The sequence below is a fragment of the Celerinatantimonas diazotrophica genome, from assembly GCF_004339545.1.
In the GTDB taxonomy this organism is placed as follows: Bacteria; Pseudomonadota; Gammaproteobacteria; order Enterobacterales; family Celerinatantimonadaceae; genus Celerinatantimonas; species Celerinatantimonas diazotrophica.
On the sequence record NZ_SMGD01000011.1, the window covers coordinates 232604 to 255418 of the forward strand.

Here is a 22815-nt window from a genome sequence, read left to right on the forward strand (position 1 = left end):
AAGCTGCCATTAGCCAAGCATGGGAGGATTAAGTAAAACTTGCAGGATATATCAATATAAGAGATGAAGATCAGAACTTTAAAATTGGCGGAGTAGACGGGACTCGAACCCGCGACCCCCGGCGTGACAGGCCGGTATTCTAACCAACTGAACTACCACTCCGCGCATAAAGCTCAATCACAGTACAATTGGCGGAGTAGACGGGACTCGAACCCGCGACCCCCGGCGTGACAGGCCGGTATTCTAACCAGCTGAACTACCACTCCGCAATAGACTGCAATTCATTGTAAAGATGTTGAAGTTGGCGGAGTAGACGGGACTCGAACCCGCGACCCCCGGCGTGACAGGCCGGTATTCTAACCAACTGAACTACCACTCCGCGACTATCAACTTACTATTTCGAAACAAAATTGGCGGAGTAGACGGGACTCGAACCCGCGACCCCCGGCGTGACAGGCCGGTATTCTAACCAACTGAACTACCACTCCGTATCGAAATATACAGCAAAAAGGAGAAATTGGCGGAGTAGACGGGACTCGAACCCGCGACCCCCGGCGTGACAGGCCGGTATTCTAACCAACTGAACTACCACTCCGCATCTGTCCTCAGCTGCGGCGCAGATAATACGTATCTGCGCAGAGCGAGTCAACTAGCTTTTCTCTTTTTTCTGTAAAAAATGTGTCAACTGCTCTATAAACAGCCAACTTATTGAGGAGGTGGCTCTTTAGGGGACTCTTTTTCATCATCCTGAGTTAAATCAGGCTCATCCTCCTCCATCCCAGGAGCTGCCGAATCTGCCGGAGCTATAGTCGTATTATCCACTGCGCTCGTCTGAGGCTCAAGCTCAATATTTTCATCCGCTTTAATCGAAGCTTCTTCCAGTGCTTTTTTAAAGGCCTTACGTTTACGCCACCATATCCAAGCCACACCGCTCCCAATCAAAATCAACAATATAGTCACAATAGCTATGGTCCAACCTAACCAATGCGATTTCGCTGGCGGTGGTGGTGGTGGTTCAACAACTTTTTCATCCGCCTCTGTCACTGGTGCTTTTTTAGGTGCCAGATAAAAATTCTTTTCAGGCATATCCATTACCACCGGCCGCCCTCCGAGCGTATTCGCATAAACCGTTGCGTTCATGCGATAAGTCCCGGGTTTTTTGGGAGTTGGCAGATCAAAAATCAAATTTTTAGGTGCATTTCGAGTGCGGATTTCAAAATGATGATTTAAATCGATATTATTATAAATCCGGCCATCGATAATGACTGAATCAGGCGCGATTTCATCCGGGTTAATTTTTAACTTTAGCTCCAGGGGATGATCATCTTGAGGGAGAATGAGCTCCGTGGAATAGGGCTGATGAGCTACTAGTAAAATTTGCTGATACGCCCGAGTGAATACATCATTTGCAGTTGAGACTTTAAAGTCATATTTGCCAGGTGGAATATCCAATTTAACATATCCGGTGTATATGCCATCGCGAGGATAACCATCATATGCCTTACCATTATCAGCAAGGGCAGTCAGTTTCTTATGCCCCACCGTATAGTTCACATCCTGAACGCTCCCCTGACTATCGACACTAACGCCCAACAAAACATTGTCCATATAAGGACCAAAGACAATCGGCTTGCCATTTTCCAATAAGCTTGCTTTTAGAACGAGCCGTTCTCCAACAAAAACTTCAACCGGGAAAGGCTCAACATGCAGCGCCACATCACTCATCACCTGCACGGCATTCTTATCACTGTTTGTTTCAACAAGTGCCTGCCAAGGCCCGGGCATAGGATGAGTAATGGTGACAATATCTAAATTACGATTTTCCAACCAATCCACATTCTTTGGCAAATTCCAAGAATAGACTTTGCTGCCATCCGGACGCACGAGTATTCCCGAAGGCGAACCGGGTCGACGATGCAATAGAAACGTGGCTTTTTTTACTTTTGGGTCAATGCGAAAACGGTTATCGATCAGTGGAATATTGTGATTACGATACACATCGATAAGAGGCTTACTATTAACCGCCCACACAGATGGAACCTGTGATATTCCCAGACCAATCAGTATTAAAACAAACCATCGTTGCAAGCTTTGCACACCGCTACTCCCTTATGGATGCTTCTTGCTCATTTTCAAGCCAGAGGCAATGACCACCTTTTTCTTTAACCAGTTCGAGTCGCTGTTGATGAGCCTTTAATTCGTCCGCATCAGGCTGAACAACGTTAAGTCGTGGACGATTTTTTGTTAAGCGCTGAATATAACTATCGGCACCGCTGCCCTGATCATCAGTTAAATTTAACCGGCTTTGTCCCCCTGTCATTTTTAGAAAAACTTCAGCAAGCAATTCCGCATCAAGTAACGCGCCGTGGTAGGTCCTTGAGCTACTATCCACACCGTAATAATCACATAACGAGTCTAGGTTTTTGCGTGAAGGTAAAGGTTTACCAAGAACTTGCTGGACTTCGCGCCCCAGATATTCACCTCGCCTTGCGACCATCAAAGAATCGGTCACCTGACAAATATCTTCAATCGTTTCATTGAGATGCTGCAACATCGAAAATTCGTGATTCAAAAAACTCACGTCAAATCCAGCGTTATGCGCAACAATTTCGGCACCGCGAATAAAAGCAATAAATTCATCGGCGATTTCTTTAAATTCTGGCTTATCCGCCAAATATTCATCCGTAATGCCATGAACTTCTATCGCTTCAGGATCGACTGGGCGATCGGGCTTAATATAAACATGATAAGTTCGACCGGTTAATTTTCGATCAACAACTTCTACACAACCAATTTCGATAACCCGATGCCCTAGATAAACAGGACCATCATTGTTCATACCGGTGGTTTCTGTATCGAAAACGATCAATCGCTTCTGTTGAATTTGGCTCACTCGTTCACCTATGCGAAACTAAAGATAACTTAGCTAATATTTTATCAAAACATGACTAAATCAGTGCAACTATTTACCGACGGTTCTTGTCTGGGCAATCCTGGTCCAGGAGGTTACGGCGCTATCCTACAATATGCCGACAAAGAGCGCGAATTATCCGCAGGGTTTCGTTTGACCACCAATAACCGAATGGAGCTGCTGGCAACTATTGTTGGTCTAGAGACGCTCACCCGCCCATGTGAAGTGGTTTTAACCACGGACAGTCAGTACGTTCGTCAAGGCATCACTCAGTGGATCCATAACTGGAAAAAACGCGACTGGAAAACAGCAAACAAACAGCCAGTCAAAAATGTCGACTTATGGCAACGTTTGGATCAAGCAGCAAAACGTCATCAAATTCAATGGCACTGGGTCAAAGGGCATGCCGGACATGAGGAAAACGAACGCTGTGATGAATTAGCCCGCAATGCCGCCAATTCAAATGAATTGGGCATCGATGCAGGCTATGAACAATCAGCTAGCTAACGGTGTGACGGAAATCGCTTTTTTTAAACGCCACTTATTGCTGATAGGCGTTAAAAAAGAGGTTCGTTTACGAGCCACGATAAAATAACAAGATGAAAATGTTCGGGCATATTTTCGCCCGCCATTTTCCAACCAATCACCGATAGGCTTGACGCCAGAAAAACTGGTAAATGCGTATCGCTCATCATGTAAGACTTCAAATCCTAATAAATGCAACCAATCTTTTACCCGCATTGGTGCAAACATGCGACATGCCCAAGGGATCACGCGACGACGCCCTAGATATCCACGTACTCCCATTAAGCTGAGTGGATTAAAGCCACTGAGAATAATATAGCCATCACTGGTGAGAACTCGCTCAACTTCCCGTAAAATTTGATGGGGATCGCTGGCAAAATCCAGGGTATGGCTCAGCAAACATAAATCAACACTACTCTGCTGAATAGGTAAGGCTGTTAATTCAGCAACGATTCCTCGAGCAATATTGGGCGCAGCAGCAACATTAATATGATTACGAATCATCGATTGTTGACAATCCATTTCCGTACTGAGGTGACCAAGTTTGATCAAATAATAACCATAGATTTTAGCTAGATAACGATCTAGAAGTATTTGTTCCTGCTCTTTTAGCCATTCTCCACCACTGAAGTCCTGCCAATGCAAAGGGCTTATGATTTTATAGCTAATTTTTGCTGGCTTCATCGGACTCCTTCCGTTGTTTCTGGCATACTATCAATAGAATGTTCCATAATTTTCACAATATAAGGGAAACGTTACCATGCAAGTTATAACAATCCCCGCATTTGATGATAACTACATTTGGTTACTTCACCAACCGAATGAGACAGCCTGTGCAGTCGTCGATCCTGGAGAAGCAGGGCCAGTCATCGAGCGACTTCAAGCACTCGATTTGCAACTTAAATATATTTTACTCACCCACCATCATATGGATCACATCGGCGGGGTGAAAAAGCTAAAAGCATATGCCCCTGAATGTCAGGTCATTGCCGGAGCCAATATCAAACTGCCTTTTAACGCTACGCGAGTCAACGATGGTGATGTTGTCTCACTTGATGAACTAAACTGCTCACTCAAAGTGATGGCGACTCCCGGACATACAATCAGTCATGTTGTCTATTATACTGATGAAATGTTATTTTGTGGCGATACTTTGTTCAATTGTGGTTGTGGGCGACTTTTTGAAGGTAGCGTTGAGCAGATGCTAGAAAGTCTATCAAATATCGCTAAGCTTAATTCAGAGACACAAGTTTACGCAGCTCATGAGTACACAATGGCAAATCTCAAATTTGCCCTGACAATCGAGCCTCACAACCCATTATTACAACAATATCAAACAAACATGCTCAAACAACGTGCCCAAGGACTACCGACTGTGCCTTTTTCTTTAGCATCACAAAAAAAGCTTAATCCCTTTATGCGTTGCCATGAAATCTCACTGCAACAAGCACTTAGCCACCTTTTACAAATAAACTGTAGCACTGAAATGACCACTTTTACCCAATTAAGAGCCTATAAAGACCGATTCTGACTTGAATAGATTAAAAACTATCCGTACCATAGCAGCATTTTTTTCAAGGTGGCAGAAAAGACAATGCGTTTAACATTGGTCAGTTTGATGGTGATGGCTTTAACTGGATGTCAAATGACCCGGTTGCATCATCAAACAGATACCCCGACTCAAGCCGTAAAGTCGCCGCAGAAGCAACCTGAGCCCGATTCGACAACGACCAATGTTGACGCGACAAAGTCTCAGCCGACTGTGCCGGTAGAAAATGCTGAGGATACTCAGCCAGTTGTTTATACCAATATCTGGAATCGTTTAGCTGATAATATGCACTTTAAGATTCCGCTCCATGACAAACGCGTCCAGTCACAACTTAACTGGTTCCGTCACCATCCTTCTTATTTGAAGCGTGTTTCTATACGAGCAACGCCTTATATGTATTGGGTTGTCGAGCAACTGCAAAAACGCCAAATGCCAATGGAGCTGGCTTTATTACCGGTGATAGAGAGCGCCTATGACCCTTTTGCATATTCACATGGGCAAGCCTCAGGCATGTGGCAGATTATTCCTGATACCGCAACCCATTTAGGGCTTCGCCGAAACTGGTGGTACGATGGTCGTCGCGATGTCGTCGCATCTACTGATGCCGCTCTAGATTATCTGGCATGGCTCAATAAATTATTTGATGGTAACTGGCTTAATGCGATTGCTGCTTATAACTCAGGTCAAGGTCGAGTATTAGATGCCATTCGCTATAACCGGCGCCATCATCGTCCGACAGATTTCTGGCATCTGGATCTCCCCTCTGAAACAGAAGCTTATGTTCCTAAACTACTCGCGTTATGTGAAGTCATTAAACATCCGAGTAAATATGGGGTTCAATTGCCAGCAATCGCGAACAAGCCTTATCTAAAATCGGTTAATATCGGCAGTCAAATCGATCTGGCGTTAGCAGCTAGAATGGCTGACATGAAGCTAGTTAAGTTGTATCAGCTTAATCCAGGGTTTAATCGATGGGCAACCGATCCGAATGGATCGCATCATTTATTGATCCCCATGAATAAAGTCGATAAATTTAAAGAGGCTTTAGAGAAACTCCCTAAAAGTAAGCGTGTGCAGTGGAAACGCCACTTAGTAAAATCAGGGGATAGCTTAAATAAAATTGCGGCCTATTATCATACAACTCCCAAGATGCTCCGTAGTGTTAACCATCTCAGATCCAACCTGATTCGAGTTGGCCAACACCTAGTTGTTCCCGTTTCAGTACGAAAACCGAGTCAGTATATTTTAAGCGAAACTCAGCGGTTGGCTAAGATTCAATCCCGCTCACATCCTTCGACAATTAAAATGCACTACCAAGTACAATCCGGTGACAGCTTATGGACAATCGGTCGTAAATTTCATGTCGATTATCATATTCTAGCCAAGTGGAATGGTTTATCGCCCAAAGATGCTCTGCACAAAGGTCAAAAGCTGGTTATTTGGCAAAAAATATCGGCTAAGAAAACGGGTGTGACACGCAAAATTGTTTACAAGGTACGAAGTGGTGACTCACTGTCAGTGATTGCTAATAAATTTAAAGTACATGTGACTGACTTGGTAAAATGGAATGATTTAAAACGCCATAGTTATCTGCAACCAGGCCAGAAATTACGCGTCTATGTCGATATTACTCGTTTGAGCGTATAGATTGGAATGTAGCAAGTAGTGCATTATGATCGGATGCGTTAGTTGTAATCACACGACTGCGCACCAATTTCAATCCCCGATAAAACATATGATCTAAAGCGTGGCCAAAGAAACGGCTGCGCTTGTCATTTTTAAAGCGCACTGGAATTAACTTGTGTTGTGACATCCATTCCAACAGAACCTGTTGGCGGCGCTTACTCCAAGTATTAAAATCACCGGCAATCACCAACGGGCCATTATGCTGTTCAATCAAACGCGCTATCTCATTTAATTGCTGTAAATATGGTGCTATCTGCAACGAAAAGTTAATCGAATGAAGACTAATAACCCATAATTCATCGGTCTGATTAGCAAGTGGATAAACACCGATAATCAGCGATTTTGGCAATTGAATAAGTGGCTCACGCTGGCGGCTACCACAAACTTGCATTGGCGGTTTGGCTGAAGCCAACTGAACACCAACGCTCTTCCGCCCCATCGAAAAGGCCTCAAGCATGGTCGCAGACCATCCCAACTGGCGCCAAAAGTCCTGTGTCGTTGATTCTCGGGCTTCTTGCAAGGCAATAATATCCGCCTGGCGAGATAGCTTCCCTAACACCTTATTCCAACCTAGGTTTTGCGTTTTGTAGATATTCCAGCTGGCAATACTAAATTGCTTGGGCAAGGTAGATACCTGCTCGTCAGCTAACTTAACCCAACCGGGACACTCAGCTGCATAACGCTGCTGTTGCACTGTCATAACATTCGTCTTCTGTGGGATATCAAAATATAACGCTACTGTCATGACACTACCAAACATGCCTACAATAGCAATGATCCACCATAATCTTTTATAATTCTTCGATATGATGAGAACTTCTCCATACTCGGAATAACTTGTTATGTGCTCTAGCTTACTTATAAAAAGCCTAGATGAGTTTACCGTATAATGATATTTAAATGCGGCACACCTTATCTAATATGGCGATAAGTGTCAGAAAAACAAGTTCTGGGATTTATAAATACAAGGCAGAAAAGAGGGAGCAAAGTGATCCATCACGTGAGTGATGGATTGGTTCGATGGCGCATCAGGCACCATAATGGTAATGGCAACGCAGTCACTAATAGTAACCATAACAAGGTATAAACGGAATTCACCCCACTATCTTGTAAGTTAATATATAATTTGACGGGTATTCCTTGCGGAAAATAACAAAAGACCATCACTACCCCAAACTCCCCGATAATGCGACTCCACGCTAACGCGGCTCCTGTTGCTAATCCTCGCGCAGACAAAGGAAGTGATAATCGAACAAAGATTTGTCGCCCGTTGGCACCTAGCGTTTTTGCAACATCTTCAATATCTCGGGGAATATGTTCAAATGCAGCTCTAGCAGTTAACACATACCATGGCATAGCGGCATAGATCTGCGCCAGTACAAACGCCGGAGGATTATTATTTAATGATACACCAACTATATGCAATAACTGCCCCAATGAACTATATGGACCATAGGCAGAGACAAGCAGCATCCCCATTGCTAAAGGCGGAGTTAATAGCGGCACTAGCACGATGATTTCAGCAGCTTTTCGCCAATGCGATTCGCTGCGAGCCAACCACCATGCCAGTGGCGTCCCAAGAACAAAAATAAATGCTAATGCGATAGCCCCCAATCCCAGCGATACAACAATCGACTGGCTGTCACCATAATCAAGGTGAAAATGCCCCCAAGGCGTGATGCCTAATAAGGTCACAAACGGGGCTAGTAGCAGTGCTAGCGCAGGGATAGACAGAGAAAATGAACGCACCTAAATTTTGCCACCCTTAGGCGCACTATAACCACTTTTTTCCAACATCATTAATCCTTCATTGCTGCGCATAAACTTAATAAATGCCCTCCCTTCTTTTGGATTGGGTGCATTTTTAAGTACCGCAGCGTAATAGACCAAGGGCTGAGTACGCATATGTTTCATTTTACCTTGCGCATCTTTGATATCGAAACCTGCTTTGCTATACCATTTAGCAGACATCTCTGGGTTACTCAGGTTAATTTGATCAGGCAAACTAATAAATGGCAAACCAGCCGATTTGACCGAAGCTTCATAACCCGACGAAGCGTCAATTTGTCCATCTTCAAGACGCGTTAATAAACCACCTTCAGTAAAGACTTGTTTAGGATTCTGTATGCCACCTAAGACTTTTTCCGCCAGCTTAGGATGGTGATAATATAATCCGGCTAACTGCATCGTAAAAATAATATTTCGTCCCTGTGGATCCGTTTTAGGATCAGAACGGCCAAAATGCACATCTGGTTTTTCTAACACCGACCACCATGACTGATTAGGATCTTTTGCAGCCTGAGCAAATTGTTTCGCATATTTCCCTTTAGGATTGTATGCGATCACCATACTGGTACTTGCGATAGGGACCGCATGGTCGACTAATCCAGCTTTTTGAAGGATCTCAATCGGTCCGGGAGTAATAGAAACAAAAACGTCAGCCACAATTTTTTTCGATGCCAACAAATGTGCCATCCCATAAGCACCTTGTCCCTGCCCCTGAAAATGCACGCCATTTTGTTTAGCAAACGCGGGCCCTAAGACCTTATCCATCACTACGCCCATTGAGCCAGCGTAAGTCACATGGACATTTTCAGCAGCTTGCACGCCACAGCTTAATACCATGGCTGAAGCCACTATCGCTATATAGTGATGTCGAAACGCGCGAAAAATTAACCGATTCATCGAAACTCCATTTTTAAAATAGTGTTGAATCTTCCTAAGATTGCCAATAAACATGACAGAAGAAGAATTGGATAGACTGTAAGATTTTGATTTTATTGTAAATAATAAATTTTATATTGTTCATCCGATAAAATTAGTGTCCGTATCCGAACCGGATGATCGTTATCTACTCGTTATATATAAATATATATAACGATAATACTGCTTAGACGAGTCATTTTTCCAGCACTTTTTGATTCTTGTTACTCAATATTTAGCTCAATAATGGTGTTTAATGCTTGGATGAATTACAAAATGAACTGTCTTAAAGAACAGATAAGAAAACCTCGATAGTTTTACTGATAAATATTGGTAGAATGACGCGCATCGTTTATCACAGAGGGGAGTTACTTTGAAAAAAACGCTCTTACTACTTTTAATCACCCTAACCTGCACCGTTGTTAGCGGATGTGGTTATCAACTATCAGAAGCTGACATTAGTCATTATCTTCAAAAACATAATGACTATAAACAATCGTACAACATTGGTGCTCTGGCAGAAGTTGACTCGAAATTAAGTCAATTGCACGTGCAAATTGGCCGCAATAAAACCCAACAAGTGGTACTAACAGGTCAGATCCAAATTCGTATCAATAGCATTATTAAAGATTTTGAAGTCACCAGCCAGGGGATCTTCAGCTCTAAACCTGTTTACAATAAAAAAGAAGGCGCAATTTATCTGACGAATCTTCATATTGAACTTAAAGATATACAGCCTGCTAAACTATCCCCCATTGTTAAACGATTTTTACCTAAAATTCAGAAATCTTTGGCTATCTACCTCAAGAACAAACCGATTTATAAACTCAACCCGGACAAAACCAAGCAGTGGTTAGTGAAACGTTTTGCCGATGACATTGAAATTACTCCAGGGCAAATCCACCTTAATTTCAGTTTATAATCAATGATGAGCTGACACTGCGTCAGCTTGTTCCTCTGCACCTTTCAATACAGTCTCCAATTTCATCTCGGCACACAAACAATGTCTTCGCTAACTACATCATTGACGGATAGTTTAATAGCGATGTCGCACTATCAATATCCGGCGCTAACCAGCGATCAGATTGCCAGCTCGGTACCTTCTCTCTTATATGCTGCCAAGCGACAAAAGTACCAGTTGCCATCAGGTCAGGACCGATAAACTCAACTGCCTGTGCTGCCAAAATATATTCAATTGCTAAAATATGACGAGTATTGGCAACCACCGAATGCAATTTCAAAGCAGATCTTGTCCCAAAGCTTAAATGATCTTCCTGTAAGGCTGAAGTGACATAATTATCTAATACGGCGGGTTGAGCAGCCGCTTTATTATCCGCACATAAAGACGCAGCGGTATATTGAGCAATCATCATACCTGAATTTACGCCTGGCTCTGCAACTAAAAAGGCGGGTAACTGGCTCACTAGTGGGTTGAGTAATCGGTCAAGGCGTCGCTCACTCATTGAGCCAATTTCAGCGAGTGCAATGGCCAGTAAATCCGTTGCCATTGCTATAGATTCACCATGAGGATGAGCTTGTGAAATAACACGCCACTGCTGAGCAGATCCCAGAATTAATGGATTATCCGTTACCGAATTTAATTCACAATTAATCTGTTTTTCACAATGTTCAAACTGATCCCGACAAGCCCCATGGACCTGCGGCATAGAGCGAATACTTAGGGCATCTTGTGTTCGAATCCCCTGACATTGGCTTAAAATTTGACTTCCTTTAAGACACTCTCGAATGCGCTTACCTACCGTTTGAATACCAGGATTTGGTTTAAGCGCAAGCATCTGTTCATCCAAGCAATCTAACTGCCCTTTAAGCGATTCAAAACTCATAGCACCTATAATATCCGCCCAATTAAGGAGCATACTTGCATCGGCCAATGCCAGACTTGCCAGCCCAGTCATACATGGCGTGCCATTCACCAGACTTAACCCTTCTTTGGCCCCAAGCGTAACTGGTTTTAATCCAGCAAGTTGTAAAGCCTGCTCGGCACTCATTCTTTGATTTTGATAATGAACCTCACCCATGCCAATTAATGCCAAGCTGATATGTGCCATATGTGTTAAATAGCCAACAGAGCCTTGGGAAGGCACTATGGGTGTAATTTGCAGATTAAGCAGTGCAAGCAATGCTTTTACAACATCCGCAGAAATCCCCGAATGTCCATGGCTATAATTAGCAATAGCCGCACAAATAATCGCTCTTGTTTGTTCATCGGTTAGAGGCTCGCCAACACCACATGCATGACTTTGAATCGTATTATGCGATAACTGACTAAGCTTATCTGAATCCAACACCACATCACTTAGAGCCCCTAACCCGGTGGTAATACCATAGGCCCGGGTTTGACTTGTCACAATTTGCTGAACGATATCGTGAGATTGATGAATTCGTTGCCAAATAGTCTCAGAAAGCTGTAAAACTGAGTGGTGACGAGCAACTTTAACCACATCTTGCCAAATGATTTCTTGGCCCTGCCACAGCACGGTATTTTTCGATTCGCTCATATATCACTCGTGACTATTAGAAATAAACTGACTAAATCGATGAGAGCCACCTTGCTTAAACATCTCATCAGGCGTTCCCTTACAATCGATAACCCCTTGATGCATAAAGATCACCTGATTTGACACGTTACGAGCAAATCCCATTTCATGAGTCACAACCAACATTGTCCGACCTTCGTCAGCAAGACTTCGCATCACTTTTAAAACCTCCCCCACTAATTCAGGATCTAAAGCTGACGTAGGTTCATCAAATAACATCACATCAGGCTCCATCGCCAAGGCTCTGGCTATCGCAACTCGCTGCTGCTGACCACCAGAGAGTTGTTCAGGATAAAAATGACGCTTTTCAAACATTCCCACACGGTTAAGTAGACTATGAGCTTGTTCGACACATTCAGTTTTAGAGCGCTTTAGAACATATCTTGGGCCTTCAAGTACATTCTGTTCTACCGTTAAATGAGACCACAAATTAAAGCTTTGAAAGACCATCCCTAAACGTGTGCGAATGTATTCTATACGCTTATTGGAAATACTCTGATGCATCTTTTTTTCACGCTCAAAAATAACTTTTTCACCGGCAACATGAATGGTTCCAGAATCAGGCTGTTCTAAAAAATTTAAGCAGCGTAAAAAAGTACTTTTCCCAGAGCCACTTGAGCCTAAAATGGAGATGACATCACCTTTTTTAGCCTCTAACGAAATGCCTTTGAGAACCTGATTTGCACCAAACGATTTATGTAATGACGACACATTTAAGGTCGTGGGAAGAACAGAATTCATTAACAAGACTCCTCAGATATGGCCTTAGATTCAGCCATTTGGTCAGCCGGTTTAGTATGCACCGTTAGTTTCTTTTCGATACAGCCATAGATTTTCACAATGACATAATTGATGATGAGGTAAATGACCGCCGCACAGATAAATACCTCCATAGTTCGGTATGTTCTTTGAATAATTTGCTGCGCCACACCGGTGACGTCCCAAACCGTAACAAGGCTGGCAAGTGTCGTTGATTTGATTAGCATAATTGCTTCGGTTGAATACGCAGGTAATGCATAACGGATCATGATCGGTGCGATAATACGGCGGATTAACAATGCCCGACTCATCCCACAGGCTTTGCCTGCTTCAATTTGTCCACTTGGAACAGAGAGCAATGCACCCCGAAAGATCTCTGCGGTATAGCCTGCCGTACAAAGCGAAATCGATAACACCGCACAGTTAAAAGGTTCACGAAAAATAGGCCACAAAAAACTATTTTGGATCCACTCCAGTTGACCTAAACCGTAGTAAACGACAAATAATTGAATCAACAATGGCGTACCACGAAAAACTAAAATATATCCCCGCGCAAAATAGCTTAATAGAGAATTTTGGTTAATCCTAAGAGCTAAAATAACCAGTGCCAAAAACAAACCTAAAATCAGCGAACAGATAAAAAGTTCTAAAGTGATAGGTAAAGCAGCCAGCAATTTCATGGCCGTATGATAGATAAATTGGATATCCATTAGGCCGCCACCTCCGCCGCTGATTTAGAACGAACGTGGTTCATTCTTTTTTCCATACGTTCAAATAGTTGGTTCGTGATAAATGTCAAAATCAAATAACAAGCACCACCAACCATGTAATAACGCAGATATTCGCCAGTCGAACCCGAAATTATTTGGCTTGCACGCATAATTTCGATAACCCCGGTAACTGAGATCAGCGCAGAGTCTTTCAGACTCATTTGCCAAACATTCGCTAAACCGGGAAGTGCATAACGAATGACTTGTGGAACAATAATACGAAGAAAAATAAACTTTCTATTCATGCCAATAGCAAGAGCTGCTTCGATTTGTCCGGCTGGTTGAGCCGCTTTAGCCGCTCGAAATACTTCGCCTTGGTAGGAGGCACTAATCAGTCCAATAGCTAATGCCCCCACTAAAAAAGGAGGAATTTCGACGAATCCCTGATGCCCAAACATCTTTGCAAAATAACTAACGAATCCAGAACCACCAAAATAAAACAAGTAGATAATTAATAACTCAGGAACGCCACGAAAGATAATCGAATAACCACTGCCAATTTGATTAAATAAACGACGAGGAGACAATTTACATAAAGCTACCAATGCCCCTATAACCGCGCCAACAATCATCGCAACGATGGATAACAGCAAAGTGGTAATCGTGGCCTGAATAATCAAGCCACTCCAACTGTTTTCCCCAAATATAGATTGAATCAGTACATTCATAATTACCGCCTATGGGGTAACATCAGTGTGAAACCATTTCAGACTTAATTTTTTAACGGTTCCATCTTTTAATGCAGCCTTGATCGCAGCATCAAATTTAGCAGTCAAATCGGTATCTGATTTACGAAAACCTAAGGCTTCACCGGCACCCCAAATTGATCCACCAATTTTAGGGCCCGCAAAATGAATTGATTTATTAGCTGGTTTGCTCAAAAAAGCATTAGAGAAAGTAACGTCATCAAAAACCGCATCAATACGACCGGAACGTAAATCTAAAATTGCAGCTGCAGCTGAGCTATATTCACGCACAGTTGACTTAGCAAAGTATTTATCAATGAAATCGGTATAAACGCTACCTGATTGAATCCCAATAATTTTCCCTTCTAACGCTTTTTGCAGTGGTGCAACAACGGCATCTATTTTCGAGCTACCCGCCGGAATTTTAATAACGTTATCTTGAGCTTTACTTAATAAATCGGTTTTCTTAGTGATAAAGCTGGCCGGGGTCGCAGCATAAGGGATAGAAAAGTTAATCACTTTTTTACGTTCTGGAGTAATGACGATTGAATCCATAATGACATCGTATTTCCCAGCATTTAAACCAGCGATCATGCCGTCCCAATTTTGCGTCGTTAATTCACATTTAATCTTGATACGTTTACACAGATTCGCCATAAGTTCAGGTTCAAATCCCCACACTTTTCCTCCCGGAAGAGTCAAATTCCAGGGTTCATAATTTCCTTCTGTTGCTATTTTGATCGATGTCCATTCTTTTGCTTGTGCAGCAAAGCTTCCACCGACCAACAAACTCAGAGCAACAGCCGCTATGGGCAGCTTTCGGTTAAACGATAAAGCTTCAGTCATAACTATTATTCCTTACTAACAGCAACATTAATTATATGCATGTATATACAGGCATATAATAAGTCAACTATTCAAAGAATTTATAACTTACTGATTACTAAACGAGACGAAGTTATCAAACAGTTATCAAGATTTAGTGATTGCCCGAAGATGAAGCTTTTTTGCACAAAAAGAGGTACAGGAGGAGTTCTTCGCTTTTAACATAAACACAAAAGTAAAGTTAAGAGAATAAACATAAATTTTAAATATCATCTCGGTCAACGATTTTGCACCGAAAAAAGTAATGCTCCATAACGGACTAGCTGGTGCTTATTCAAAACAAAAGTGCCAGATAATCTATTTAACTATCTGGCACTTTTTAACAGGTTTTCACCAAAGACAAGAGTAACTGACTCTTAGCGAATGGATTATCCTAACTGTTTACGGGCGTTTCTAAACATCCGCATCCAAGGGCTATCTTCACCCCAATCTTCTGGATGCCAAGAGTTAGCAACGGTGCGGAACACCCGTTCAGGATGAGGCATCATGATAGTGACTCGACCATCAGTCGTCGTCAAACCAGTAATCCCGTTTGCTGAGCCGTTCGGATTAAACGGATAAGCTTCAGTCGCTTGAGCATAATGGTCAACAAAACGCATCGCAACCGTATTACTTCGTTCAATCTCACTCAAATGTGCGCTATCGCGTACTTCAACCTGACCTTCCCCATGAGCAACAGCAATCGGCATTCTCGAGCCTTGCATATCGCTGAAAAATAACGATGGCGATGGCTGAATTTCAACCAAACTAAAACGCCCTTCGAATTGTTCGGATTGATTACGAACAAAACGCGGCCAATGCGATGCCCCAGGAATCAACTCACTTAAAGTTGAAAGCATCTGACACCCATTACAAACGCCTAACGCGAAGCTATCGGAACGTTCAAAGAACTGAGCAAACTGCTCACGGGCCCGCGGGTTGAAAAGAATAGATTTTGCCCACCCTTCCCCAGCACCTAATACATCCCCATAAGAGAAGCCACCACAAGCAACAAGAGCATTAAATTTATCCAATGTCACCCGACCTGCAAGCACATCACTCATATGGACATCAAAGGCATCAAATCCAGCTCGGTCAAACGCAGCTGCCATTTCTGAATGAGAGTTTACGCCCTGTTCACGTAAGATAGCGATCGGCGGGCGAACCCCTGTTGCTATCATCGGTGCAGCAACATCTTCATGCACATCAAAACTTAAATTAGCATGAAGCCCGGGATCTTTTACGTCCTGCTTGGCTACAAATTCAGCTTTAGCACATTCAGGGTTATCTCGCAGTAACTGCATCTGATAAGTGGTTTCAGCCCAAACTTGACGGTAATAAGTTCGCGTTTCAGCCAGCACGACCTCACCGTTACGGGTAAATCGAATCATATCATCGTCATTGACACGGCCAACCACAAAGCTACAGTTGACCAAACCATGTCCGGCCAAAGTTGTCATTACCGATTCTTTATCTTCACCAGCGACTTGAATCAATGCACCAAGTTCTTCGTTAAACAATACACCGAGGTCATCATCAACCAATTGATCTAATGCGATGTTCACCCCACAGTGTCCGGCAAAGGCCATTTCCGCTGCAGTGGTAAATAAACCACCATCGCTACGGTCGTGGTACGCCAACAACTTGCCCTTACCTAACAGTTCCTGAATAGCCAGATAAAAGCCACGCAGCAATGCTGGATCATCGACATCGGGAGCAATATTGCCTAATTGTTTATAAACCTGTGCTAAAGAAGAGCCGCCTAACCGGTTTTTCCCCTGCCCCAAATCAATCAAGATCAGCAGGCTCCCCATATCGTTTTTCAGCTGTGGAGTCACCGCTTTGCGAACATCACTCACTTTGGCAAAACCACTAATGATCAGTGATAACGGTGCAGTAACTGTTTTTTCGACTCCCTCTTGTTGCCAGCTAGTTTTCATCGACATTGAGTCTTTACCAACCGGAATGGTCAATTCAAGTTCTGGACAGAGCTGTTCACCGACCGCCTTAACCGCATCATATAATCCGGCATCTTCACCTGGATGCCCAGCTGCTGCCATCCAGTTGGCAGAGAGTTTAATCTGACTCATTGCCCCAATAGGTGCAGGGGCGATGTTCGTTATTGCTTCGGCGACAGCTAAGCGAGCACTGGCTGCATGATTAATCAACGCCGTTGGCGTGCGCTCACCTATCGACATAGCCTCACCGGCATAGGTATCATAACTTGCAGCAGTAATCGCACAATCTGCCACAGGCACCTGCCAAGGCCCTACCATTTGATCACGTGCAACTAATCCAGTGACGGAGCGATCACCAATGGTAATCAAGAAAGTTTTTTCAGCAACCGCAGGCAAGCGTAAGATGCGCTCAGCGGCATCGGTTAAACTCATTGCACTAGTATCAAGCGCCGTTCCCAAAAAGGATAAGCGTTGGACATCACGATGCATTTTTGGCGGCTTACCTAAAAGCACTTCTAGCGGCAATTGAATCGGCTCATTAGCAAAATGCTCATCGTGCAATATAAGATCGCGCTGCTCAGTTGCTTCACCAATAACCGCGTATGGTGCACGCTCACGCTGGCAGATGGCATCAAATTCATCAATTCGGTTGGCGGGAACCGCCAGTACATAGCGTTCTTGAGACTCGTTACACCAAATTTCTAGTGGTGACATTCCCGGTTCATCATTGGGAACCTCCCGGAGCTGGAAGCTTCCACCGCGTCCACCATCATTGACCAGTTCTGGGCAGCCATTGGACAGCCCCCCAGCACCAATATCGTGGATAAACGAAATTGGGTTTTGCTCTCCCATTTGCCAACAACGGTCAATCACTTCCTGACAACGCCGTTCCATCTCCGGGTTACCACGCTGAACAGAAGCAAAATCCAAATCTTCGGCTGACTGCCCTGATGCCATTGAAGAAGCGGCTCCGCCGCCAAGACCAATATTCATCGCTGGGCCACCCAGCACAATGATTTTGGCTGAAACAGGAATTTCACCTTTCTCAACATGTTCGCCGCGAATGCTCCCCACACCACCAGCCATCATAATAGGTTTATGGTAACCACGGACTTCAACACCATTAAAGCTATTGACTTGTTCTTCGTACGTGCGGAAATACCCCAATAAATTGGGTCGGCCAAACTCGTTGTTAAATGCCGCTCCGCCCAAGGGACCGTCAACCATTATATCTAGTGCACTGACAATACGTGATGGCTTACCAAAATCACTTTCCCAAGGCTGCACAAAACCGGGAATACGCAAGTTACTAACACTAAAGCCAACTAAACCAGCTTTCGGTTTAGACCCTCGTCCCGTAGCTCCTTCATCGCGAATTTCACCACCGGAGCCTGTCGCAGCGCCCGGAAATGGTGAAATAGCCGTTGGATGGTTGTGTGTTTCAACTTTCATCAGGATATGAATCGGTTCCTGGTGATAACCATACTGATAACTGTGACTATTCGGGAAAAAACGACCAGCCACAGAGCCTTCCATGACTGATGCATTATCTTTATATGCCGACAACACACCATCACTGTGACATTCAAAGGTGTTTTTAATCATTTTAAACAATGATTTTGGCTGGACTTCGCCATCGATAGTCCAATCAGCGTTAAAAATTTTATGGCGACAGTGCTCTGAATTCGCCTGAGCAAACATCATCAGTTCAACGTCATTTGGATTGCGATTGAGCTTAACAAAGTTTTCAATTAGGTAATCAATCTCGTCTTCAGCCAACGCAAGCCCTAACTCAAGATTTGCTTTTTCCAGCGCATCACGACCCTGACCGAGAACGTCAACACTAACAGCCGATGCTGGGGTTGCATGACTAAATAATGCACTGGCCTGTTCCAATGATGAGAATACCGATTCGACCATGCGATCATGAATCAGTGCTTTAAACTGCGCTTGTTGCTGTTCATCTAATGGCTGACTAAATTGGACATAAAAAGCGGTTCCTCTCTCAATACGCCCAATAGTATCTAGGCCACAATTATGAGCAATATCAGTCGCCTTTGATGACCATGGAGAAATAGTTCCAGGCCGAGGTGCAACCAAAAATAGCTCACCATCAACGGCATGTTCCACCATCGTTGGGCCATAATGTAACAACTTTTCCAGAACGAGATGTTGCTCCTGACTTAAACTATCTTTTAAATCAGCAAAGTGAACGAATTCAGCATAGATATCAACAATCGGTAACGATTGCTCACGTGCCTGCTTTAACAACTGAGAGATGCGAAATTCAGAAAGTGCCGGAGCACCGCGCAAGATTTCCATAAATTGTGTACTCGTATGCGTCTTGTGGCTAAACGTTATGCTTATAAAGCATCCAAATTTAACCGTGGGGGGTAAATTAGTCTCTATTATAAAGAATAATAAGGGTTAAAGTCACCGCCTTGGAAGAACAAACTCGATGAATTAACTCAAAGCATTGCTAACCTCCAGCGACTTTTCAACATCTCGTCGAAAATAGCGCTCCCCCACAGGAGGTCATCGGTAATGGCTAATTTTTATGTGTCTCCAACCAGCCAAGCAGTAAAAAATTTATAATTTATTGAAATATATGTTTTTTCATTACAAGATCGAAGCAAAAATCAATGCTAAACTAACAAGCTCGATATTTTTAGGATTAGGGCGTTCAGTTGCATAAAACGGATGTAAAAATAAACTTACACCCTTTTATCGGTCTGTTAAAACAGACAGTGGTTTTGATTCTTTTCTTGGTACTCGCCGGATGTCATCCGCTGAATAAACCTCGCTCTGAACTTGAGCAAATCGAATATCACAAAGAACTCCGAGTGGGGACACTCTATTCGTCCCGTAACTTCTATTATGACCAAAACGATCAACCTACAGGGATTGATTACGAGTTACTACATGACTTTGCCCACTCACTGGGCTTAAGACTGAAAATGATCCCGCTGTATAGTCAAGAGGACCTCTATAATGCGCTCAAGCAAAAGCGAGTGGATCTGATTGCGGCATCTTTAATCCCCACCGCGCGACGTCGTGAACAGTTTCGTTTTTCCCCCGAATTTTATGATGTCAACAGCGTTCTGGTTTATCTAAAAGGCACTTCACCTCCGCAATCGTTAGCAGATGTTGATGCCCCAATTGGCGTAACTGCCGGAAGTTTTCATGAAGTAGTCCTAAAGCGACTCAGTAAACGCTTTACAAATCTTAAAATCGATGCCGATGCCCAGCTTGATGATGAAGACTTATTGCGGGAGGTCCATCAAGGCAAACTCAAATATGCGGTTGTCGACAACAAAATTCTAGCCTTAACACAGCGCTACTATCCCAAACTTACAAGTGCCTTCGTTCTGCGTAAAAACGTGCCGATTAGCTGGGCAATCAATCGCTCTAAAGATGATGCATTCTATGCGGTACTAATCGATTTTTTTGGTAAAAAACATGAAGATGGAACCATTGCCAAACTCGTAGAGAAATATTTTGGCCATATAGAACAATTTGATTATGTGGATACCCGTTCGTTTTTACGAGCGATTAAAACAGTATTGCCACGCTATGAAGACTGGTTTAAACGTTATAGCGGTAATTTAGACTGGCGCCTCATTGCGGCTGTTTCTTATCAAGAGTCCCATTGGGATCCTCGCGCACGTTCCCACACAGGGGTTCGCGGCATGATGATGTTAACACTTAAAACCGCGCATCTAATGGGAGTTACAAACCGCTTAAATGCACAGCAGAGTATTCGCGGGGGAGCCGATTACTTGCAACGACTGATCTCACTGGTCCCTGATAGTATCCACAATGATGAAAAAATTTGGTTTGCTCTAGCCGCCTATAATATGGGCTTTGGCCACATGCTTGATGCACGTCGAATCACTAAACTGCAAGGAGCTGATCCCAACAGTTGGTCTGATGTCAAAGAACGTTTGCCCCTATTGATGCAAAAACGCTGGTATAGAAAGACACAGTATGGCTACGCCCGAGGTAGCGAAGCGTATAACTATGTCAACAATATTCGTCAGTATTATCAAAGCCTTGTACTTTTAGATGCGCAAAAGCGCTGGACTCAGGTTAAAGAGGTTCGCTAAAAATATTAAAAAAAAGTGATAAATTGATAAAAATTTATTGACTGTCATATACATGTCATACAAAATTGATAGGTTTAAAAGCGAAAAACATTATACAAAAATAACAATAGAAGGAGGGATGAAGATGGTTAAAAAACGTCATCATGCCACGCATTCACCTCGCCGGCGCATTCAACTTGCGCGCCAACATAAAAAAACCCTATGGCGTCAGCGCAGTTTTGCTTTAACTGAACTGATTGGTGAAAGCGAAAATTAAAAAATCTCAGTCTTGCTGAGAAGTCTTGAGTTTTTTCGCGGCTTTAATGGCTTTTCGCCTGTTGCGAAAAAACTCACTCAATAAAGCGGAACAACGTTCTTGTTCCACTCCCCCCTCAACATCCAATTGATGATTCAAACGCTCATCACAAGTCAGATTAAATACACTGCCAGCTGCCCCTGTCTTTTGATCATATGCGCCAAAAACTAGCCTTGAGACTCGCGCATGTACGGTCGCCCCGGCACACATTGGACATGGTTCTAAGGTAACGTATAAAGTGGTATCGATCAGGCGATAGTTTTCCAAATAGCGTCCTGCCTCGCGAAGTGCCATAATTTCCGCATGACCAGTGGCATCATGACTGGAGATCGAATGATTCCATCCTCGGCCAATGATCGTCCCCTTATAAACGAGCAGCGCACCGACAGGAATTTCGCCATGCTGTTCAGCTTGCTTAGCTAACAATAAAGCCTGCTCCATAAAATGATGATCTTGTGGCGTACTCAACCGTCACTCCCGAGTCAAAACATCATTGTAACATTCTATGGACCAGAACAAACTATCAAAAATTTCAAATTCCCAGCTCATCCAATAGATCTTGATCAACCACTTGCGCCACTGGTTTCTCCGCCTGTTGGTTAGCTTCATCAATGATCTGATCAGGGTCTGTCTCTTCAGACTCAGCAATATCAGCAATCTGAATAAATTCGGTTTTATCCATCGCTAATTCCAAATAAAAGATATTGTTACGAGCGGTAATAAAGGTCACTCGACGAGCTTGAGGCCTGTCTAAATTCGTATCAACAGAGATCAACACCTGTTTGTTAATAGCCAACATTTTAGGCTGGTTTTGCGTAATGCTGGTGTGCAACTCTCGACCAATCTTGCCAGTAAAATCACCGATACTTTGATTCATCAGCTCTCCCATCACATTCGCCACTTCATCGGAGGTGTGTTGAGTTGCTAATTCATTCTCTGAAATCCCCATATTTTTCATATAAGTCTGATAGATCTCAAGAGCAGCCTGAGAAGTAAAATTCATCAAAACGAGCCCAGAGAAACCGCCATCAAATAAAACAAAACAACCAATATCTGGTTTTAAACAAGTTTTATGGATTTTTTGTACCATCGCCGAATAGTTCACGTCGCTGCCAGTGGCGGCACTCAATACTTTGGTGACCGAATTACAGAGCGTCAGCAAAATATCATCAGTGGAAATAACTCGTGTATTTTTCATCTACCGTCCTTGTCGTATGCGATTAACAAATTCATCCAATTATTATGCGTTAACGTCGGTATTTGTTCCAATTAATCTCTGGTGAAATTTAATCGCAGCTGTAAAACATGGCAACAAAAGCCATCTTCAAGAAGATTCAGACGTACACAATATTAGATAAGATTAGTTCTATCAATAAAATATGTGCTTTGCACCTCAGTTCAATATAGACATTCTCGTCATAATGAAATTAATTTTTTGTGTCTGC

20 protein-coding genes and 5 tRNA genes are annotated in these 22815 nt (G+C 43.2%); 6 read left to right on the forward strand and 19 right to left on the reverse strand.

The window, feature by feature from the left end:
* Positions 1 to 85 precede the first annotated feature (85 nt).
* The 7 genes from EV690_RS04215 to dnaQ all read right to left on the reverse strand — a co-directional run bounded on the left by EV690_RS04215 (position 86) and on the right by dnaQ (position 2893).
* Positions 86 to 162, reverse strand: a tRNA-Asp gene (locus EV690_RS04215).
* Between the two features lie 27 nt (positions 163 to 189).
* Positions 190 to 266, reverse strand: a tRNA-Asp gene (locus EV690_RS04220).
* Positions 267 to 302: 36 nt separating this feature from the next.
* Positions 303 to 379 (reverse strand) — tRNA-Asp (locus EV690_RS04225).
* A 32-nt stretch (positions 380 to 411) separates the two neighbouring features.
* Positions 412 to 488: transfer RNA gene (locus EV690_RS04230), tRNA-Asp, on the reverse strand.
* A gap of 30 nt (positions 489 to 518) precedes the next feature.
* Positions 519 to 595 (reverse strand) — tRNA-Asp (locus tag EV690_RS04235).
* Between the two features lie 110 nt (positions 596 to 705).
* Positions 706 to 2097, reverse strand: a complete 1392-nt coding sequence (locus tag EV690_RS04240) for a hypothetical protein (RefSeq protein WP_131911686.1) — start codon at positions 2095 to 2097, stop codon at positions 706 to 708.
* A gap of 4 nt (positions 2098 to 2101) precedes the next feature.
* A complete protein-coding gene (gene dnaQ / locus EV690_RS04245) occupies positions 2102 to 2893 on the reverse strand; it encodes a DNA polymerase III subunit epsilon (RefSeq protein WP_131911687.1) in 792 nt (263 codons plus the stop codon).
* Positions 2894 to 2944: 51 nt separating this feature from the next.
* Between dnaQ and rnhA the strand changes: the two genes are divergently transcribed.
* Complete coding sequence (gene rnhA / locus EV690_RS04250; RefSeq protein WP_131911688.1) at positions 2945 to 3418, forward strand: ribonuclease HI; 474 nt, start codon at positions 2945 to 2947, stop codon at positions 3416 to 3418.
* Here rnhA and EV690_RS04255 read toward each other — a convergent pair.
* The gene (locus tag EV690_RS04255; protein ID WP_131911689.1) at positions 3407 to 4120 is read right to left on the reverse strand and encodes a class I SAM-dependent methyltransferase; all 714 of its coding nucleotides are present in this window, start codon (positions 4118 to 4120) and stop codon (positions 3407 to 3409) included. The genes rnhA and EV690_RS04255 overlap by 12 nt on opposite strands.
* Positions 4121 to 4196: 76 nt before the next feature.
* Here EV690_RS04255 and gloB point away from each other — a divergent pair, with 76 nt between their 5' ends.
* On the forward strand, positions 4197 to 4967 hold the full coding sequence (gene gloB / locus EV690_RS04260; protein ID WP_131911690.1) for a hydroxyacylglutathione hydrolase: 771 nt from the start codon (positions 4197 to 4199) through the stop codon (positions 4965 to 4967).
* Positions 4968 to 5030: 63 nt separating this feature from the next.
* Positions 5031 to 6632, forward strand: a complete 1602-nt coding sequence (locus EV690_RS04265) for a LysM peptidoglycan-binding domain-containing protein (protein WP_131911691.1) — start codon at positions 5031 to 5033, stop codon at positions 6630 to 6632.
* Here EV690_RS04265 and EV690_RS04270 read toward each other — a convergent pair.
* The 3 genes from EV690_RS04270 to EV690_RS04280 all read right to left on the reverse strand — a co-directional run bounded on the left by EV690_RS04270 (position 6613) and on the right by EV690_RS04280 (position 9356).
* Complete coding sequence (locus EV690_RS04270; RefSeq protein WP_317986200.1) at positions 6613 to 7587, reverse strand: endonuclease/exonuclease/phosphatase family protein; 975 nt, start codon at positions 7585 to 7587, stop codon at positions 6613 to 6615. The two genes, EV690_RS04265 and EV690_RS04270, sit on opposite strands and share 20 nt — an antisense overlap.
* Before the next feature lie 80 nt (positions 7588 to 7667).
* A complete protein-coding gene (locus tag EV690_RS04275) occupies positions 7668 to 8420 on the reverse strand; it encodes a molybdate ABC transporter permease subunit (protein ID WP_131911693.1) in 753 nt (250 codons plus the stop codon).
* Complete coding sequence (locus EV690_RS04280; protein WP_131911694.1) at positions 8421 to 9356, reverse strand: extracellular solute-binding protein; 936 nt, start codon at positions 9354 to 9356, stop codon at positions 8421 to 8423.
* A gap of 391 nt (positions 9357 to 9747) precedes the next feature.
* Between EV690_RS04280 and EV690_RS04285 the strand changes: the two genes are divergently transcribed.
* Positions 9748 to 10296, forward strand: coding sequence for a DUF1439 domain-containing protein (locus EV690_RS04285; protein ID WP_131911695.1), 549 nt, complete (start codon positions 9748 to 9750; stop codon positions 10294 to 10296).
* A gap of 94 nt (positions 10297 to 10390) precedes the next feature.
* Here EV690_RS04285 and hutH read toward each other — a convergent pair whose 3' ends face one another.
* From hutH to purL, 6 genes are all read right to left on the reverse strand, one after another.
* The gene (gene hutH, locus EV690_RS04290; protein ID WP_131911696.1) at positions 10391 to 11893 is read right to left on the reverse strand and encodes a histidine ammonia-lyase; all 1503 of its coding nucleotides are present in this window, start codon (positions 11891 to 11893) and stop codon (positions 10391 to 10393) included.
* A gap of 3 nt (positions 11894 to 11896) precedes the next feature.
* Positions 11897 to 12673 (reverse strand): ABC transporter ATP-binding protein, encoded by a 777-nt coding sequence (locus EV690_RS04295; protein ID WP_131911697.1) that lies wholly within the window; start codon positions 12671 to 12673, stop codon positions 11897 to 11899.
* The gene (locus EV690_RS04300; protein WP_131911698.1) at positions 12673 to 13401 is read right to left on the reverse strand and encodes an ABC transporter permease; all 729 of its coding nucleotides are present in this window, start codon (positions 13399 to 13401) and stop codon (positions 12673 to 12675) included. The genes EV690_RS04295 and EV690_RS04300 overlap by 1 nt, the downstream gene beginning before the upstream one ends.
* Complete coding sequence (locus tag EV690_RS04305; protein ID WP_131911699.1) at positions 13401 to 14129, reverse strand: ABC transporter permease; 729 nt, start codon at positions 14127 to 14129, stop codon at positions 13401 to 13403. Before EV690_RS04305 ends, EV690_RS04300 begins: the two co-directional genes overlap by 1 nt.
* A 9-nt stretch (positions 14130 to 14138) precedes the next feature.
* A complete protein-coding gene (locus EV690_RS04310) occupies positions 14139 to 14993 on the reverse strand; it encodes a transporter substrate-binding domain-containing protein (protein ID WP_131911700.1) in 855 nt (284 codons plus the stop codon).
* A 407-nt stretch (positions 14994 to 15400) separates the two neighbouring features.
* A complete protein-coding gene (gene purL / locus EV690_RS04315) occupies positions 15401 to 19291 on the reverse strand; it encodes a phosphoribosylformylglycinamidine synthase (RefSeq protein WP_131911701.1) in 3891 nt (1296 codons plus the stop codon).
* Between the two features lie 365 nt (positions 19292 to 19656).
* Between purL and mltF the strand changes: the two genes are divergently transcribed.
* Both mltF and EV690_RS18530 read left to right on the forward strand, forming a co-directional pair.
* Positions 19657 to 21075 (forward strand): membrane-bound lytic murein transglycosylase MltF, encoded by a 1419-nt coding sequence (gene mltF, locus EV690_RS04320; protein ID WP_131911702.1) that lies wholly within the window; start codon positions 19657 to 19659, stop codon positions 21073 to 21075.
* A gap of 124 nt (positions 21076 to 21199) precedes the next feature.
* A complete protein-coding gene (locus tag EV690_RS18530; RefSeq protein WP_263433806.1) occupies positions 21200 to 21331 on the forward strand; it encodes a hypothetical protein in 132 nt (43 codons plus the stop codon).
* A gap of 6 nt (positions 21332 to 21337) precedes the next feature.
* Here the strand turns inward: EV690_RS18530 and tadA are convergent, their stop codons facing one another.
* A complete protein-coding gene (tadA, locus tag EV690_RS04325) occupies positions 21338 to 21838 on the reverse strand; it encodes a tRNA adenosine(34) deaminase TadA (protein ID WP_263433807.1) in 501 nt (166 codons plus the stop codon).
* A 64-nt stretch (positions 21839 to 21902) separates the two neighbouring features.
* Entirely contained in the window at positions 21903 to 22568 is a 666-nt protein-coding gene (locus EV690_RS04330) for a DUF3334 family protein (RefSeq protein ID WP_131911703.1), read from the reverse strand.
* Between the last annotated feature and the right edge of the window lie 247 nt (positions 22569 to 22815).